Origin of the sequence: Stenotrophomonas sp. S49 (genome assembly GCF_016624905.1) — a bacterium.
Lineage (GTDB): Bacteria > Pseudomonadota > Gammaproteobacteria > Xanthomonadales > Xanthomonadaceae > Stenotrophomonas.
In genome coordinates, this window is sequence record NZ_JACVUD010000006.1 from 52,425 (window position 1) to 68,390 (window position 15,966).

The window sequence follows — 15,966 nt, forward strand, 5'->3', positions numbered from 1 at the left end:
CGCTGGATCAACAGCAGTCGAGCGTGGCTCGACTCTACAGAAGAGCGGCATCCACGCGCGGCGTGGATCTACTGCGGTGCTACGTACAGTCGAGCAAGCTCGACTCTACCAACGGCGGTAAGCGCGATGATTGGGCTCCGACCCTACACCGGCGGGCACCGCGGTAGCGCCGGGCCATGCCCGGCGGAGGCACCCCGCACCGCTCAATACAGATCCGTCGGGTCCACATCCAGCGACCAGCGCACCTTGCGTGCCTCCGGCAGCGCGTACAGTTGCGGCACCAGCTGCGCCAGTACCCCATGCAGGGGCGGCCGCTGCGGCGCCGACAACAGCAACTGCGTGCGCTGGTAACCGGCACGGCGCGGCATCGGCGCCGGCATCGGCCCGTACGCTTCCACCACGTTCTGTTCGCCCAGCAGGTGCCGCGCGGCCAGCAGGAAGGCGTTGGCATGTTCGACCTGCTGCGCCTCGGCACGCATCAGTGCCAGGTGCGCGAAGGGCGGGAAGCCGGCGGCCTGGCGCTGGTTCAGTTCGGCCTGCGCGAAGGGGTGGTAGCCACCGTTCACCAGGGTTTCCAGCAGCGGATGGCCCGGGTGATGCGTCTGCAGCCAGACCTCGCCGGGATCGCGCGCGCGTCCGGCACGGCCGGCCACCTGGATCAACTGCTGGGCCAGCTTCTCGCTGGCGCGGAAGTCGGCGGAGAACAGCCCTTCGTCGATGCCCACCACCACCACCAGGGTCAGCTTGGGCAGGTCGTGGCCCTTGGCAAGGATCTGCGTGCCGACCAGGATGCCAGGCTGGTCCCCCAGTTTCGCCAACTGTTGTTCCAGCGCATCGCGGCGTGCGGTGGTGCCGCGGTCGATGCGCACCACGGGGTAGTCGGCGAAGGCGCTCACCAGATGTTCTTCCAGCCGCTCGGTACCAATACCCTGCGGCTGCAGGGCCAGGCTGGCACAGGCCGGGCAGGCCAGCGGCGCCGGCTGGCGTGCGCCGCAGTGGTGGCACTGCAGGCGGCGCCCGCCGCCATGTACGGTCATCGGCGCATCGCAGCGTTGGCACGGCGCGGTCCAGCCGCAGTCGTGGCACAGCAGCACCGGCGCGTAGCCGCGGCGGTTCTTGAACACCAGCACCTGCTGGCCGCGCTGCAGGTGTTCGCCGATGCCGGCCAGCACTTCGTCGCTCAAGCCATCGCGCAGCGGCCGCTTGCGCACATCCAGGATGCGCACGCGCGGTGGCCGTGCATCGCCGGCACGCTGCTTCAGGCGCAGGTGCGCGTAGCGGCCGGCGTAGGTGTTGTGCAGGGTTTCCAGTGACGGTGTGGCGCTGCCCAGCAGCACGGGAATGCCCAGGGCCTTGGCCCGCACCAGGGCGAAGTCGCGCGCGTGGTAGCGGATGCCGTCCTGCTGCTTGTAGCTGCCGTCGTGTTCCTCGTCCACGATCAACAGACCGGCCTGCGGCAGCGGCGTGAACACGGCCGAACGGGTGCCGACGATCACCCGTGCTTCGCCGCGCGATGCAGCCGCCCACACGCGTGCGCGTTCGTTGTCGTTCAGCCCCGAATGCAGCGCATGCACCGGAATGCCCAGGCGGCCACGGAAGCGCGCCAGGGTCTGCGGGGTCAGGCCGATTTCCGGCACCAGCACCAGCGCCTGCCGGCCCTGCGCCAGGCAATGGATGATGGCCTGCAGGTAAACCTCGGTCTTGCCGCTGCCGGTCACCCCATCCAGCAGGAACGGCTGGAAGCCATCGGCTGCGGTGATCGCAGCCACGGCCTCGGCCTGGTCGGGGTTCAATGTCGGGCCGGGCAACGGGTGCGCGTGGCGCGGGGCCACGGCCAGCGCTACCCGCTCGGCCAGGCCGCGCTTGGCCAGGCTGCGGGCCGCCGTGCGCCAATCCGGCATGCGGGCGCCCAGCACGTCTTCGTCCACCACGGCCTCGGCCAGGTGTTCGGCCAGCTGCCGCGGCCGGCTGCCGGCGCGAAGTTTGTCGCGCTGGGTGCGGCCGTCGTCGGTCAGCTGCCAGCCCCAGTGATGGGTGTCGGGCAGTGGCTCGCCGTGCCGCAGCGGGCCGGGCAGGGCGGTGCTGACCACTTCGCCCAAGGGCGCGTGGGTGTAGCGGGCCAGCCATTGCAGGCTGTGCCACAGCTCGCCCTGCAGCAGCGGTTCCGGGTCCACCCAGGCCAGCGCCTGGCGCAGCCCCTGCGTGTCCTCTGTCTGGCCCAGGCCAGCCACCATGCCCACCAGTTCACGGTTGCCGAAGGGCACCTTCAGCCGGCAGCCCCGCGCATCGGCTGGCGCCTGGCCGTCAGGGGCCAGGTAGTCGAACAGGCGGGGCAGGGGAACGGGCAGCGCGACCTGCAGGGTCGGAATCAGTGCGGGCATGGACGCAGTTTAACGGCCCATGCGCGCCCGAATGGCAGGTTGCCGCGCTGCCGCGACGCGTCGTGGCATTCATAAATGTCACCTAAATGCAGGCGGCTATTAGAGATTCAGTCTTATCCACATCTTCTGTGGATAAGTTTGTGCGTTACCCGTCGACGATGACCCGGGAAGCCGATGGCGACGGCCTCACGGTTGCGTTGGTCAAAAAATAGCCACATAAAAAATTTCTTGAATATCAACAACATCGGTGTGAAACATTGCTGAAACACGCTGAATTCACGCCTCCATGCCGGTCGTCCCAAGTCAGGTCTTGATGCTGTGCACAACCTGCAGCACGAAGTGCCCATGGGCGCAAGCCCTGCCGGCGGCCAAGGGCCTGCCGCTATCATGCCGGCAGACCTTTGGAGTAACCGATGACGGCTGTGCCCGCCCCTGTTTCCTCGACCGCGGCCGGCGCGCTGTCGGCGTTCCTGCGTGGCGTCGAGCGCCGCGCGCTGGTGGTTGCCGAGCTGCAGTGCGGCGACCCCGCCCGTGCCGAGCAGACCCTGGTGGCGGTCATGCGTGCCTTCGCCGCCGTGGCCAGCGACCTGCCCATGGCACAGTGGCCCACCCGCTTCTGGACCCTGCTGGGCCAGCGCCAGGCCCTGCGTGAGCCGTCCGCCGGGCAGTGGCCGCCGTCGCTGGCCGCACTGGGCGACATGGCCCCCGTGCCGCGCCTGGCCCTGCTGCTGCGGGTGGGCGGCAGCCTGGACGAAGGCATTGCTACGCGGGTGCTGGACACCGACGAGAACGGCTACCAGCAGCTGCTGGCCGCGGCCTGCCCCCGCGATGCCAACGGCCAGCCCGATGCCGCCGCCTGGCGCGGCCTGGCCGAGCAGGTGCAGCTGCGCATCCGCGACCTGCCGGCCAAGCGCCTGCAGCAGTTGCAGCAGCCGGCTGCACCGGGCAGCAGCACGCAGAGCCCGACCCCCGGCTGGCGCGCGCCCGAACGCGACGACCGCACGCCGGCGGCCGGCAAGCGCCGCCGCCCGAATGCGCGCCCGCGCTGGCGCGGCCCGCTGATCCTGCTGGCCACCGTTGCCGTGCTGTTGGCGGCCGCGCTGGGCTGGAGGCACTGGCAGGGCCTGCGCACGGCCAGCGATGCCCCGCTGCCGGAAGGCGTGGTGGGCGAGGCGGGCCCGGTAACGGTGGAATCGCTGCCGCCGTCCGACGTGCAGGGATCGGCTGCGGTCGACAGCCACGCCGCCGAAGATGCCGCGATGCTGGCCGACCGTGACTACCCGCTGGTGGCCGACGCCGATCTGTATGCCTGGAGTGCCGCCGGTGGTCCGCTGCCGGTGGATGAATCCGAACCCAAACCGACCCACCCCGAGCCGGTGGGTGCCGCGCTGGAAACCTCTGCTGCCGATGAATAAGTTCCTGCTGGCCGGCCTGCTGCTGGCCCTGCCGCTGTGCGCCGCCGCCGCGCCGAATGCCCTGAACCTGCCGCCACCCACGGCGGTGCCGGCCAGCGCGGTCGATGCTGCATCGCCGGCCGGCTTCGCCCATCTGGATGTGGCCGCCCAGCGCCAACGCCGGGCCGATTACGCGGCCTGGCGCGCGCTGCCGGAAGGTGAGCGTGAGCGCATCCGCGTGGCCGCTTCGCGCTTTGCCGCCCTGCCGGCCGCCCAGCAACAGCAGCTGCGCGAACAGTTCCAGGCGCAGGACCAGGCCTTCCGCGAGGGCTGGCGGCTGGGCCCGCAGCTGGGCCAGCAGTTCCCCAAGCTGCACGGCCTGTTCGGCTTCGTGCCGCCGGACCAGCGCGAAGCTGCGCTGGCCGTGCTGCGCGAGCTCAGCCCTGCACAATTGTCGCAATTGACCTTGGTGGCGCAGCGCACGCCGCCGCAGGAACGCGATGCGGTGCGCAGCGCGTTCCTGGCCCTGCCGGCGGCCGAGCGTGACGGTTGGCTGAAGCGCCAGGCCGGGCAGTAGCGTCGGGGGATTCGCCTCGGAATCGGCGGGGATCTGATGGGGAATGGGCGGGGGTTTTCGCGCGGCCCGAATGAAGAGCAGTCGACCAACGGTCGACTCTACCCCGTCGCCCGTACCCAGCCGACGTTCGCGCCCATGCCAGGCCGTTTGGCCGTAAGATGGCGGCCCGCAACCCGGTGCCTGTGCCCTTCGCGCGCAACCGTAGTTGGCGTTCTGTACTTCCATGTCTACCGCAACCTCCACGCCGCGCTTCAGCAAGGAAGTCGGCGCGACCGGTCTGCTTGCCCTGCCGTTGGTGCTGGGCCATGTCTCCACCGGCCTGATCTCCTTCGTCGACAACGTCATTGCCGGCCACCACGCCACCGCCACGCTGGCGGCGGTCACCATCGGCACCGCGCTGCTGTGGCTGCCCATGCTGATTCCGATCGGCACCCTGATCTCGCTCACCGCCTCGGTGTCGCAGCTGCACGGCGCCGGCCGCGAGCGCGAGATCGGCCCGCTGTTCCGCCAGGCCCTGTGGCTGGCGCTGGGCCTGGGGCTGATCATGTTCGCCTTCCTGACCCTGGTGCCGCCGCTGCTGCCGGCCTTCGGCATCGCCCCGGACATCGTGCCGGGGGCCACCGCCTTCCTGCATGCGGTGCGCTGGGGCGGGCCGGCGCTCACTCTGTATTTCTGCATGCGCTATCTCAGCGAGGGCATGCACTGGACCCTGCCGACCATGCTGCTCGGCTTCGGTGGCCTGCTGGTGCTGGCGCCGATGGGCTACGTGCTGGCCAACGGCAAGCTGGGCTTCCCGGAAATGGGCGCCGAAGGGCTGGGCATCGCCTCGGCGGTGATGATGTGGCTGCAGGCCATCGCCTTCGCCACCTACCTGTGGTTCACCAAGCGCTTCGCCCACCTGCAGCTGTTCTCGCACTTCGAAGGCCCGCGCCCGGCGGCGATCTGGGACCTGCTGCGCACCGGACTGCCGATCGGCATCACCGTGCTGATGGAAGGCGGTCTGTTCATCGTCACTGCCCTGCTGATCGGTCGCCTGGGCGCCAACGAGGCGGCCGCGCACCAGATCGCGATCAACGTGGCGCAGCTGTGCTTCATGATCCCGATGGGCGTGGCCGAAGCGACCACCGTGCGTGTCGGCCATGCGGTCGGCCGTGGCGATGGCTTCGGCGTGCGCCGCGCGGCCTGGGCGGGCTACGCCATCATCATGGGTACCCAGACCCTGTCGGCGGCGGTGCTGCTGTTCGGCCACGATGCCATCGTCGGGGTCTATACCAACGATCTGGCCGTGGCCGGGCTGGCATCCACCCTGCTGCTGTACGCGGCTACGTTCCAGTTCCCCGATGGCATCCAGGTGCTGTCGGCCGGTGCGCTGCGTGGCCTGAAGGACACCCGCGTGCCGATGTTCATCGCCATGTTCGCGTACTGGGGCCTGGGCATGCCGCTCGGCGCCGGGCTCGGCCTGGGCCTGGGCATGGGCCCGCAGGGCATGTGGATCGGCCTGATCGTCGGCCTGACCGCCGCGGCCATCCTGATGGGCTGGCGGCTGCGCCGCAGCAGCTTGCGCATTGGCCAGTCGGCCCTGGAATGATCCTCGCGCCCGTCACCGCAGACCGTGACGGGCGATCCCCTGACTTGTGTCCGATGCCGCCTCACACGGCACCGGCTATGCTGCTACCACGGCAAGAAGCCATCCGGAGCGCTCCATGAACCAAACCGTGCCCCCGCTGCCCCCGGCACGTCGCAACCCCGTCGCCAGTTTCTTCATCGGGCTGTGGGACGTGATGAATTTCACCCGCCGGCTGATCCTGAACCTGGTGTTCTTCGGCCTGTTGCTGCTGTTCGTGGTGATGTTCATCGTCGCCGCCGGCATGGGCGCCGGTGCCAGCAAATCGCTGCAGGACCGCACCACTCTGGTGATCGCGCCGGAAGGTCGGCTGGTCGAGCAGTTCAGCGCCGATCCGGTCAGCCGCGCGCTGGCCAAGGCCGTGGGCGACAACAGCGCCGAGGAAGTGCAGCTGCGCGATCTGATCCGGGCCATTGAAGCGGCCAAGGACGACAAGAAGATCGAACGCGTGGTGCTGGAACTGGACAAGCTGCAGCCGTCCGGCTTCGCCTCGCTGCGTGAAGTGGCCGCCGCGCTGCAGGACCTGCGCGCGTCGGGCAAGCAGGTGGTGGCCTTCAGCCAGAGCATGGGGCAGTCGCAGTACCTGCTGGCCGCGCAGGCCGACGAGGTCTACCTGGACCCGATGGGTTCGGTCGTGCTGGAGGGCCTGGGCCGCTACCGCCAGTATTTCCGCACCGGCCTGCAGGACAAGCTGGGCGTGGACGTGCACCTGTTCAAGGTGGGCGAATACAAGTCGGCCGCCGAACCCTACGTGCTGGATGCCGCATCGCCGGCGTCCAAGGAAGCTGATCTGTTCTGGATGAACGATGTCTGGCAGCGCTACCTGGGCGACATCGCCAAGGCACGCCGCCTGGACCCGGCGCAGCTGGCCGCCGGCATCGATACCCTGCCTGAAGGCGTGGCCGCTGCCGGTGGCGACCTGGCCAAGTTCGCCCTGCAGCAGAAGCTGGTGACCGCGCTGAAGACCCGCGAAGAATTCGAGGATCTGATGATCGACCGCGGCGTGGCCGATGAAGATGCCGACGGTGGCTTCCGCAGCATCGACTTCGGCGGCTACCTGACCCAGCTCGATGCGCGCCGCAACCCGGTGGACAGCCGTCCGCAGGTGGCCGTGGTGGTGGCCTCGGGCGAGATCAGCGGCGGCGACCTGCCGGCCGGCCGCATCGGTGGCGAATCGACCTCGGCGCTGCTGCGCGCCGCGCGCGACGACGAACACGTGAAGGCCGTGGTGCTGCGCGTGGATTCGCCCGGCGGTGAAGTGTTCGCCTCCGAGCAGATCCGCCGCGAAGTGGTGGCCCTGCAGGCCGCCGGCAAGCCGGTGGTGGTGTCGATGGGCGACCTGGCGGCGTCCGGTGGTTACTGGATAAGCATGAATGCCGACCGCATCTACGCCGACCCGTCCACCATTACCGGGTCGATCGGCATCTTCGGCATGATTCCGAACTTCAGCCGCGCGCTGGACAAGATCGGCGTGCACACCGATGGCGTGGGCACCACGCGCTTCGCCGGCGCGTTCGATGTCACCCGCGAAATGGACCCGGCGGTGGGCCAGGTGATCCAGTCGGTCATCAACAAGGGCTATGCCGATTTCACCGGCCGTGTGGCCGAAGCGCGCAAGAAGCCGGTGGAAGCCATCGATGAAGTGGCCCGTGGCCGCGTGTGGAGCGGTGCCCAGGCCAAGGAGCGCGGTCTGGTCGATGCGTTCGGTGGCCTGAAGGATGCGGTGGCCGATGCCGCCGGCCGCGCCAAGCTCGGCAACGCCGACAAGTACCGCGTGCGCTACATCGAAAAGGCCGCCACGCCGTTCGCGCAGTTCGTCAGCGGTTTCGCTGGCAGCCGCGCCGGCACCTGGATGCTGTCCGATTCGGGCATGGCGCGCATGATGCTGGCACGCACGATGCCGGAAGTGGACACGCAGCTGCGCTTCGTCGAAAACGCCGCCCGCGAGAAGGGCAACGGCGCCCCGGTGAAGGCACTGGCGTACTGCTTCTGCGGATTCTAAGCAGACCGGGGTCAGATCCCTTTGCGCAGAAAAGGGCTCTGACCCCACCCATTACCGCGTCGCGTCAGCCTCGGCCTGGCGCTCGCGTTCGGCGCCCTCGTCTACCGTCTGCTGCACGCCCTTGGCGCGGTCCAGCGGCTGGTTGATCGCCTTGGCCAGCGCCTGCGGCTCCGGCGGCTTTTCAGGGTTGGGTGGGGCAGGGCGCTGGCAACCGGCCAGCAGCGCAGCCGACAGGCACAGTGGAATCAGCAGACGCATCGCGGCTCTCCAGGGTAGGCGATGGCGCAGTGTCGCATCGTCGGCAGGCGCGTGCTGTGACGCGTATCCTTTGCGCATCGAAATACAGCGGCTGCGGCCCGGAGGACACATGACCCAGCAACGATGGCGCCTGGACGGGCAGACCGCGCTCATCACCGGCGCCAGCGCCGGTATCGGCCTGGCCATCGCCCATGAACTGGCCGGTTTCGGCGCCGACCTGATGATCGTGGGCCGCGACATCGACATGCTGGAAACCGCCCGCGACGAACTGCTGGATGTGTACCCGCAGATGCAGGTGCATGCGCTGGCGGCCGATGTGTCCGACGACGAAGACCGCCGGCAGATCCTGGACTGGGTGGAAGACCACAGCGACGGCCTGCACATCCTGGTGAACAACGCCGGCGGCAACATCACCAAGGCGGCCACCGAGTATTCCGAAGACGAGTGGCGCGGCATCTTCGAAACCAACCTGTTTTCCGCGTTCGAGCTTTCGCGCTATGCGCACCCGCTGCTGGCGCGGCATGCGGCGTCGTCCATCGTCAACGTCGGCAGTGTTTCCGGCCTGACCCACGTGCGCAGTGGCGTGGTCTATGGCATGACCAAGGCGGCCATGCACCAGATGACCCGCAACCTGGCGGTGGAGTGGGCCGAAGACGGTATCCGGGTGAACGCGGTGGCGCCGTGGTACATCCGCACGCGCCGCACGTCCGGGCCACTGTCCGACCCCGATTACTACGAAGAAGTGATCGCGCGCACGCCCATGGGCCGCATTGGCGAACCGGAAGAAGTGGCCGCCGCAGTGGGCTTCCTGTGCCTGCCGGCATCGAGCTATGTCACCGGCGAATGCATCGCCGTGGACGGCGGCTTCCTGCGCTACGGGTTCTGATGGATTCGCCGGGGTCGGATCCCTTTCCAACGGAAAGGGCTCTGACCCCCGGTAGCGCCGGGCCATGCCCGGCGGATGTTCACTCAGGCACGGCGCAATCACTCGCCACCAGCACTGCCTGCAGCCGCTCGCGTTCGCTCCGTGCGGCATCGCGGTTGTCCGGCGTGGCGAAGCGCTCGCGACCGCGTGCGTTGCGGAAGCGCTGCTGCCAACTGCCGCAGCGCTGCGCTTCACTGACTTCGCTGCAGCGGTCGGTCACCACTTCACAGCTGGCCGCATTGGCCGGGGTGACCCCGCCCAGCCCCTGCACCTGCAGCAGTTCGCAACGGCCCGGTGCGGCCTCGTATTCGTGCAGGTAACCGCCGCCCTGGGCATCGGTGCACTGGAAAATGGGCGGCAGCGGCGGCTTCGGCGGCGCATTGCCGTCGGCCTGCGCCTGCGCGCCTGCCCGGGGCAGCTGCGCGCTGTCCAGGATCAGGTTGTCATCGGGGCGCTCGACCATGCGCGCTTCGCTGATGATGCGTTCTTCGCCGGCCTGTGCCGGTTCCGCTGCGGGTGTGGCTGTTGGGGCAGGCTCGGCCGCGGGCGGTGCGCTGGGCAGCGACGGCGAGGGTGGTGGCTCGGCTGGCGGTGCGGGCGCCGCAGGCGTGGACCCGGGAAGACGCACGATTTCCTGCCGCAGGCCGTCCGCGCAGGGTACGCGCTGCACGGTCGGAACGTCGCTGCTGCCGGTGCAGCGATAGATCGCCTGTGCCTCGGCCGCGGCTGCGGTGGGCAGCAGGCACAGGGAAAGCCAGAACAGTTTCTTCATGCGAGCAGCCTACAGCGACTGCCCACCAAGGTGGGCAGCTACCAGAGCAGGGTCCCTTGGTAGTGGCCAACCTTGGTTGGCCGCACGGCATGTCGCTGCCGCGACTGCCCACCAAGGTGGGCAGCTACCAGAGCAGGGCCCTGGTAGTGGCCAACCTTGGTTGGCCGTAGGGCACCGGCGCGAGGCGGTTCAGCCGCCGCAGTCGCGGCCCAGGCGCGCGTCAATGCCACGCTGTTCGGTGGTGATGGCCGTGCGTTCGCTCTGCAGAGCGCTGTTGTAGCGGCGGTCCAGCTCCCAGCGCCGATCGCGCAGGCGTGAGCAGACTTCCTGCGCGGGCAACGGGGTGCAGGTATCGCGCACCAGCACGTTGCCGGCCGGCAGGCTGAAGCCGACCGGTGGCGGGCGCCGGTCGGGCACGGTGCCGCCGATCGGTGGGCCGATGCTGTTGCCCGCGGCCGGGCGCGGGCCGGGGTGCGGGCTGTAGCCAGGGCCGGGCCGGCCACGCGGATACCAGACGTTGCCCCACACCGTCACCCAGCGCGGGTTGCCCTCGTTGCTGTCGCTGGTATAGCGGCTGCCATCCTCGGCCACGCATTCGTACATCGGCTGTGGCGGCTGCACGTACACATGGCGCACTTCGCGCTCGCGCAGGGCGGGGGTATCGGTGCGCTCCTGCGGCGTGGCCTCGGTGCTGACCACGCGCGCGGGCGGGTTCTTGGGGCGCTGCATGTCGCGCACTTCCTGGCGGCCGCTGCTGCACGGCTTGTCCTGCAGGGCGACGGCACCGTTACTGCCCACGCAGCGATAGATGCGCACGTCATCGGCTGCCAGCGCGCTCAGCGGCAGCAGCAGGGCCAGGCACAGGGTGGAACGCAGCAGGTGCATGTGCGCAGCGTGCGCCAAGCCGGGCGCCGCTGCAATCATCGGCTCAGGAACGCAGCACTTTGCCACTGAGTGCGTCCCGGATCGGGGTGGGCTGGGCCAGCCCGCCGGTCTCGCCGTCCAGCACGCCGTCCAGCAGGCGCAGCAGGCGCGGGTCCAGCTCTTGGCGGGTACGCGCGGGCGGTTCGCCGGCCAGGTTGGCGCTGGTGGACACCAGCGGGCCACCCCAGGCCTGGCACAACGCGGCCACCAGCGGGTGCGCGCTGATGCGCACGGCAATGCCGCTGTGTTCACCGGTGATCCACGGCTGGGCACGCGCCCCGGCCGGCAGGATCCAGGTGTTGGCGCCGGGCCAGCTGGCCAGCACCGCGCGCTGCCGTGCGTCGGGCAGGGCGTCCAGCCGTACCCAGCCCTGCAGCTGGGCCAGATCGGCGGCGACCAGGATCATGCCTTTCTCGATCGGGCGCTGCTTCAGGCGCAGCACCATGTGTACGGCGGCCTCGTGCGCCGGGTCGCAGCCCAGCCCCCAGACCGCTTCGGTGGGGTAGGCAATCACGCCGCCGGCACGCAGGGTGGCGACAGCGGAGTCCAGAGTGAGTTCTTTCATGGCGGCAACCGGGCCGGCGTGGGGGTTCATTATCCCCCCGCTGCGTGCAGATGGGGTGGAACCTGCCACCTCTCTGCACATCATCCACGCATGGCGCGGATCTACTTCTTCACTGCTTTCTTGGTGGCCTTCTTGGCCGCCTTCTTGGCCGCCTTTTTGGCAGGGGCCTTCTTCGCCGGGGCCTTCTTTGCAGCGGCCTTCTTCGGTACGGCTTCCTTCTTCACCGCCGCCTTCTTTGCCGGGGCTTTCTTCGCCGCGGCCTTCTTGGCGCCGAAGCCCTTGCGCACCGGCTTGCCGGTTTCTTCCATCAGCTGCTGCACTTCGGCCAGGGTCAGCGAGGTCGGCTCGCGATCCTTGGGGATCTTGCCGTTCATCTTGCCGTCGCTGATGTACGGGCCGAAGCGGCCGTTCAGCACCTGGATGTCGCTGCCCTCGAATTCCTTGATGATCCGGTTGCGCGCGATCTCTTCCTTCTCTTCCACCAGGAACACGGCGCGGGCCAGGTCGATGGTGTAAGGGTCGTCTTCCTTCTTCAGCGAGGCATAGGTGCTGCCGCGCTTGGCGAACGGCCCGAAGCGGCCGATGCCGACGCTGACCGGTTCGCCCTTGTCCTCACCCAGCGCGCGCGGCATCAGGAACAGTTCCAGCGCGTCTTCCAGGGAAATGGTGTGCATCGACTGGCCGGGGCGCAGCGAGGCGAACTTGGGCTTCTCCTCGGCGTCCTCGGCGGTGCTGCCGATGGCCGCATACGGCCCGAAACGGCCCAGGCGCACGCTCACCGGCTTGCCGGTCTTGGGGTCGGTGCCGAGCTCGCGCGCGCCACTGGCCTCGGCGCGATCGACCGATTCCTTCTTGTCTTCCACCAGTTCCTTGAACGGCTCCCAGAAGCGGGCCATCAGCGGAATCCACTCTTCCTCGCCGCGCGAGACGGCGTCGAGCTCGTCCTCTAGCTTGGCGGTGAAGTCGTAGTCCACGTACTGCGTGAAGTGGCTGGACAGGAACTTGGACACCGCACGGCCGACGTCGGACGGGCGGAAGCTGCGGCCTTCCATTTCCACGTACTTGCGGAACAGCAGGGTCTGGATAATCGAGGCGTAGGTCGAGGGACGGCCGATGCCGTACTCTTCCAGCGCCTTCACCAGCGCCGCTTCGGTGTAGCGCGGCGGCGGCTGGGTGAAATGCTGTTCGGCCAGGATGCGTTCCAGCGGGATGCGGTCGCCGGGCTTCATCGCCGGCAGCTTGCGGCCTTCGTCCTCGTCCTCGGCGCTCTTGTTGTCCTTGCCTTCCTCGTACACGGCCAGGAAGCCGGGCACCACCACGGTGGTGCCGCTGGCGCGGAACACGTGCTCGCTGCCGGCGGACAGGTCCACGCTGACGGTGTTGAGCGTGGCCGGAATCATCTGGCAGGCCACCGCACGCTTCCAGATCAGCTCGTACAGCTTGCGCTCGTCGTCGGTCAGGAAGCGCGACACCTGGGCCGGCGTGCGCAGGGCCGAGGTCGGGCGCACTGCTTCGTGCGCTTCCTGGGCGTTCTTCGACTTGGTCTGGTAGGTGTTGGGCTGGTCGGGCAGCGAGGCGATGCCGTAATCCCGGGCGATCACGTCGCGGATCTCGGCCAGCGCATCCTGCGACAGGTTCACCGAGTCGGTACGCATGTAGGAAATCAGGCCGACGGTGCCTTCGTCGCCGATGGCCACGCCTTCATACAGCTTCTGCGCCACCTGCATGGTCTTGCGGGTGGTGAAGCCGAGCTTGCGCGAGGCTTCCTGCTGCAGGGTGGAGGTGGTGAACGGCGGGGCCGGGCGGCGCTTGCGCTCCTTGCTCGCCACGTCGGTCACGTGCAGCGCACCCTGCGCGGCCTGCTGGATGCGCAGGCGCGCGGCCTCGGCGGTGTCGCCGTCGGTCACGGTGAACTGTTCGAACTTCTGCCCGTCCAGCTTGATCAGCTTGGCGTTGAAGTGCTGCGACGGGTGCGCGCACTCGGCGCCGATGGACCAGTATTCGCGGGCGATGAAGGCTTCGATCTCTTCCTCGCGCTCGACGATCATGCGCAGCGCCGGGCTCTGCACGCGGCCGGCGGACAGGCCGCGCTGCACCTTGCGCCACAGCACCGGCGACAGGTTGAAACCGACCAGGTAATCCAGCGCGCGGCGCGCCTGCTGCGCATCCACCAGGTCACTGGCGATGGCGCGCGGCTGGTTGATCGCTTCCTTGATGGCGCGCGGAGTGATCTCGGTGAACACCACGCGCTGCATCGGCTTGTCCTTGACCAGCCCGCGTTCCTTCAGGATCTCGGCAATATGCCAGCTGATCGCCTCACCCTCGCGATCCGGGTCGGTCGCCAGCAGGATGTCATCGGCGCCCTTGGCAGCCTTGGCGATGGCATCGACGTGCTTTTCGTTCTTGTCGATCACGTCGTAGTGCATGGCGAACCCGTTGTCCGGGTCGACCGCGCCTTCCTTCGGAATCAGGTCGCGCACATGCCCATACGAGGCCAGGACGGTGTAATCCTTGCCGAGGTATTTGTTGATCGTCTTGGCCTTGGCCGGCGATTCGACGATGAGCAGGTGCTTGGGCATGTCGGGATAGGTCTGTGGGCGGACCGGGGGAAGGGGCCGCTAGGGTGGAGCAAACGGCCGCATTAGTGAAGCGGCCACGGGAAATTCCATAAACTGAACGCCCGGTAGTGTGCCGGGCGTTCAGGTTTGCTTATTAGAGGAATCATGTCGGGGCGGCCGGTGTCAAGCAGCGCGGCGTGATGACCGCCGCCTGCAGGCCGCCCGGGCAGGGCCGGTCAGCCGGCCATCTTGGCGATCATGCCGATGGCGAAGATCATCACCGCAAAGCCGGCCAGCATCAGCAGGCCGCCGATCACCAGCACCACCACGGTCACCGTGCCCAGCTCGTGGCGCTGCAGGTGCGGCTGGTCGCTGAAGGCCCAGCGGTCCACCACCACGGTGTCGCAGATCAGGTCGTGCAGGGCCTGCTTGCGGTCGGTGAAGGCGGCCATCAGGTAGCCGATCATCAGGGTCAGGCTGCTGAGGATGGTGGCGAAGTAGCGGCCGATACTGCGGCCCAGGGTCAGGCGTTCGCCGTTGCCGCGCACCACCTTGATGCCGATGGCCATCTTGCCCAGGGTGGCGCCGCCGCGCGAAGCGTGGAACCAGCCGTAGTAGGCCAGGGAAATGACCAGGCCGGCCAGGCCGCTGACCAGCTGCGCGGTCACTTCGGCCGCCGTGCCGCCGCTGCCGGCCGCGCCCATGCCGGCGCCGATGCCCACGCCCAGGATCGCGCCGACGATCCAGCTGGGGATCAGCAGCACGAAGTAGTCGATCAGGTAGGCGGCAAAGCGCTTCCAGAAACCGGCATAGACGATTTCGCCGCCCTGTACGGGCTGGCTGTAGTCGCCACCGCCCGCGCCGGGGGCGGCATAGGGCGAGCTGCTGAGCACGCCGGTGCCGGGCAGCGGCGCGGTGCCGTTGTCGATGGCCGCGTAGTCGCTACGCAGGTCGAAACCGCCACTGGCGGTGGCCGTACTGGCGTCTGCCAGGGTCTGCAGGCCCAGCTCGTCCACCACCTGGCGCAGGGCGGCCCATTGGCCCATGCCCTCGCGCCAGACCAGGGTGTCCAGGGTCAGCTGGCCGCGCTGGAAGCGCTGGCGGATCTCGGCTACCGGCAGCGGCCCCTGCCGCTGCTGTCCTTCTGCGTAGTACCACTCGGTCATTGCATGTCCCCTGTTGGGTCGTCCTTGGTTGTGGAGGCCTGTGCCGTTCAGCCGCGGCAGGCGACGGGCAGGTACTTGTCGTCGCTTTCGCCGCTGCATTCCCAACGCCCGCTGTCGCGGTCGTATTCCTGCCACAGCAGATCGCCATCGATGGTCTTGCCCGGCACCGACAGCGTGGCTTCAATGCCGCAGTGGCCATTGTTGAAGCGGCCGATATGCACGGCCGACAGGCCCTGCGCGGCGAAATCGCCCGCGCCCGGGAAGCCGGCATCATTGGCGCCGGGGCAGCGGCCCTCGTCGTCGGCGAAGTGCTGCACCTGGTCCTTCAGCGGCTGCAGCGCCGTGATCGCGCCGGCCACCTTGGACTTGAGCGTGTAGTCGTTGTAGGCCGGCAGCGCGATCGCGGCCAGGATGGCGCAGATCGGTACCAGGATCAGCAGCAGGCCGCCGCCGATGATGGCGGTGATGGCGCAGCCGGAAAGGCCCTTCTTCGGCGGCGGTGCGGCCATGGCCGGGGCGGCCGCGTAGGGCGTGGCCGGTGGCAGGGTAGGCGGCAGCGGGACTTCGGGCAGTGCTGGCGGTGCCGGCGGCGGCGGCGGTTCGATCGATGCCGGTGCATCCATCGCCGGCACGATCAGGCCCAGCTCATCGACCACGCTGCGCAGCGGCTGCCATTGCGGCAAGCCGTCGCGCCACACCAGGGTGTCCAGGTTGATCTGGTTGCTGCGGAACAGCGCGATCAACTGCTCCGCAGGCAACGGGCCTTGCTGGCGATTGCCTTCTGCATGGAACCACTCACTCACGGGGGACGCTCCTGAAT

13 protein-coding genes are annotated in these 15,966 nt (G+C 68.7%); 5 read left to right on the forward strand and 8 right to left on the reverse strand.

Annotated features, from left to right (window positions below):
• Window positions 1-203: 203 nt before the first annotated feature.
• Window positions 204-2,381: a primosomal protein N' gene (locus IAE58_RS02445; RefSeq protein ID WP_199933435.1), complete on the reverse strand. Its 2,178-nt coding sequence runs from the start codon at window positions 2,379-2,381 to the stop codon at window positions 204-206.
• Between the two features lie 413 nt (window positions 2,382-2,794).
• Here IAE58_RS02445 and IAE58_RS02450 point away from each other — a divergent pair, with 413 nt between their 5' ends.
• The 4 genes from IAE58_RS02450 to sppA all read left to right on the forward strand — a co-directional run bounded on the left by IAE58_RS02450 (window position 2,795) and on the right by sppA (window position 7,978).
• Window positions 2,795-3,796 carry a hypothetical protein gene (locus IAE58_RS02450; RefSeq protein WP_199933434.1) on the forward strand — a complete coding sequence of 334 codons (1,002 nt, stop codon included), beginning with the start codon at window positions 2,795-2,797 and terminating at the stop codon, window positions 3,794-3,796.
• Complete coding sequence (locus IAE58_RS02455) at window positions 3,789-4,352, forward strand: DUF3106 domain-containing protein (protein ID WP_199933433.1); 564 nt, start codon at window positions 3,789-3,791, stop codon at window positions 4,350-4,352. Before IAE58_RS02450 ends, IAE58_RS02455 begins: the two co-directional genes overlap by 8 nt.
• A 223-nt stretch (window positions 4,353-4,575) precedes the next feature.
• The gene (locus IAE58_RS02460) at window positions 4,576-5,940 is read left to right on the forward strand and encodes an MATE family efflux transporter (protein ID WP_108757286.1); all 1,365 of its coding nucleotides are present in this window, start codon (window positions 4,576-4,578) and stop codon (window positions 5,938-5,940) included.
• Window positions 5,941-6,055: 115 nt separating this feature from the next.
• Complete coding sequence (sppA, locus tag IAE58_RS02465; RefSeq protein WP_199933432.1) at window positions 6,056-7,978, forward strand: signal peptide peptidase SppA; 1,923 nt, start codon at window positions 6,056-6,058, stop codon at window positions 7,976-7,978.
• Between the two features lie 51 nt (window positions 7,979-8,029).
• On the opposite strand, the gene IAE58_RS02470 is transcribed toward sppA, so the two are convergent.
• Window positions 8,030-8,236: a hypothetical protein gene (locus IAE58_RS02470; protein ID WP_108750309.1), complete on the reverse strand. Its 207-nt coding sequence runs from the start codon at window positions 8,234-8,236 to the stop codon at window positions 8,030-8,032.
• A 109-nt stretch (window positions 8,237-8,345) separates the two neighbouring features.
• Between IAE58_RS02470 and IAE58_RS02475 the strand changes: the two genes are divergently transcribed.
• A complete protein-coding gene (locus tag IAE58_RS02475; RefSeq protein WP_199933431.1) occupies window positions 8,346-9,122 on the forward strand; it encodes an SDR family oxidoreductase in 777 nt (258 codons plus the stop codon).
• Window positions 9,123-9,201: 79 nt separating this feature from the next.
• Here IAE58_RS02475 and IAE58_RS02480 read toward each other — a convergent pair whose 3' ends face one another.
• The 6 genes from IAE58_RS02480 to IAE58_RS02505 form a co-directional block, all read right to left on the reverse strand.
• Window positions 9,202-9,933 carry a hypothetical protein gene (locus IAE58_RS02480; protein WP_199933430.1) on the reverse strand — a complete coding sequence of 244 codons (732 nt, stop codon included), beginning with the start codon at window positions 9,931-9,933 and terminating at the stop codon, window positions 9,202-9,204.
• Between the two features lie 189 nt (window positions 9,934-10,122).
• Entirely contained in the window at window positions 10,123-10,818 is a 696-nt protein-coding gene (locus IAE58_RS02485) for a DUF4124 domain-containing protein (protein ID WP_199933429.1), read from the reverse strand.
• Window positions 10,819-10,861: 43 nt separating this feature from the next.
• On the reverse strand, window positions 10,862-11,452 hold the full coding sequence (locus IAE58_RS02490; protein WP_199933428.1) for a Sua5/YciO/YrdC/YwlC family protein: 591 nt from the start codon (window positions 11,450-11,452) through the stop codon (window positions 10,862-10,864).
• Between the two features lie 71 nt (window positions 11,453-11,523).
• On the reverse strand, window positions 11,524-14,001 hold the full coding sequence (locus IAE58_RS02495) for a DNA topoisomerase I (protein ID WP_199933427.1): 2,478 nt from the start codon (window positions 13,999-14,001) through the stop codon (window positions 11,524-11,526).
• 215 nt (window positions 14,002-14,216) lie between these two features.
• The gene (locus IAE58_RS02500) at window positions 14,217-15,146 is read right to left on the reverse strand and encodes an RDD family protein (RefSeq protein WP_108750314.1); all 930 of its coding nucleotides are present in this window, start codon (window positions 15,144-15,146) and stop codon (window positions 14,217-14,219) included.
• 47 nt (window positions 15,147-15,193) lie between these two features.
• A complete protein-coding gene (locus IAE58_RS02505) occupies window positions 15,194-15,949 on the reverse strand; it encodes a GYF domain-containing protein (RefSeq protein ID WP_199933426.1) in 756 nt (251 codons plus the stop codon).
• Window positions 15,950-15,966 lie beyond the last annotated feature (17 nt).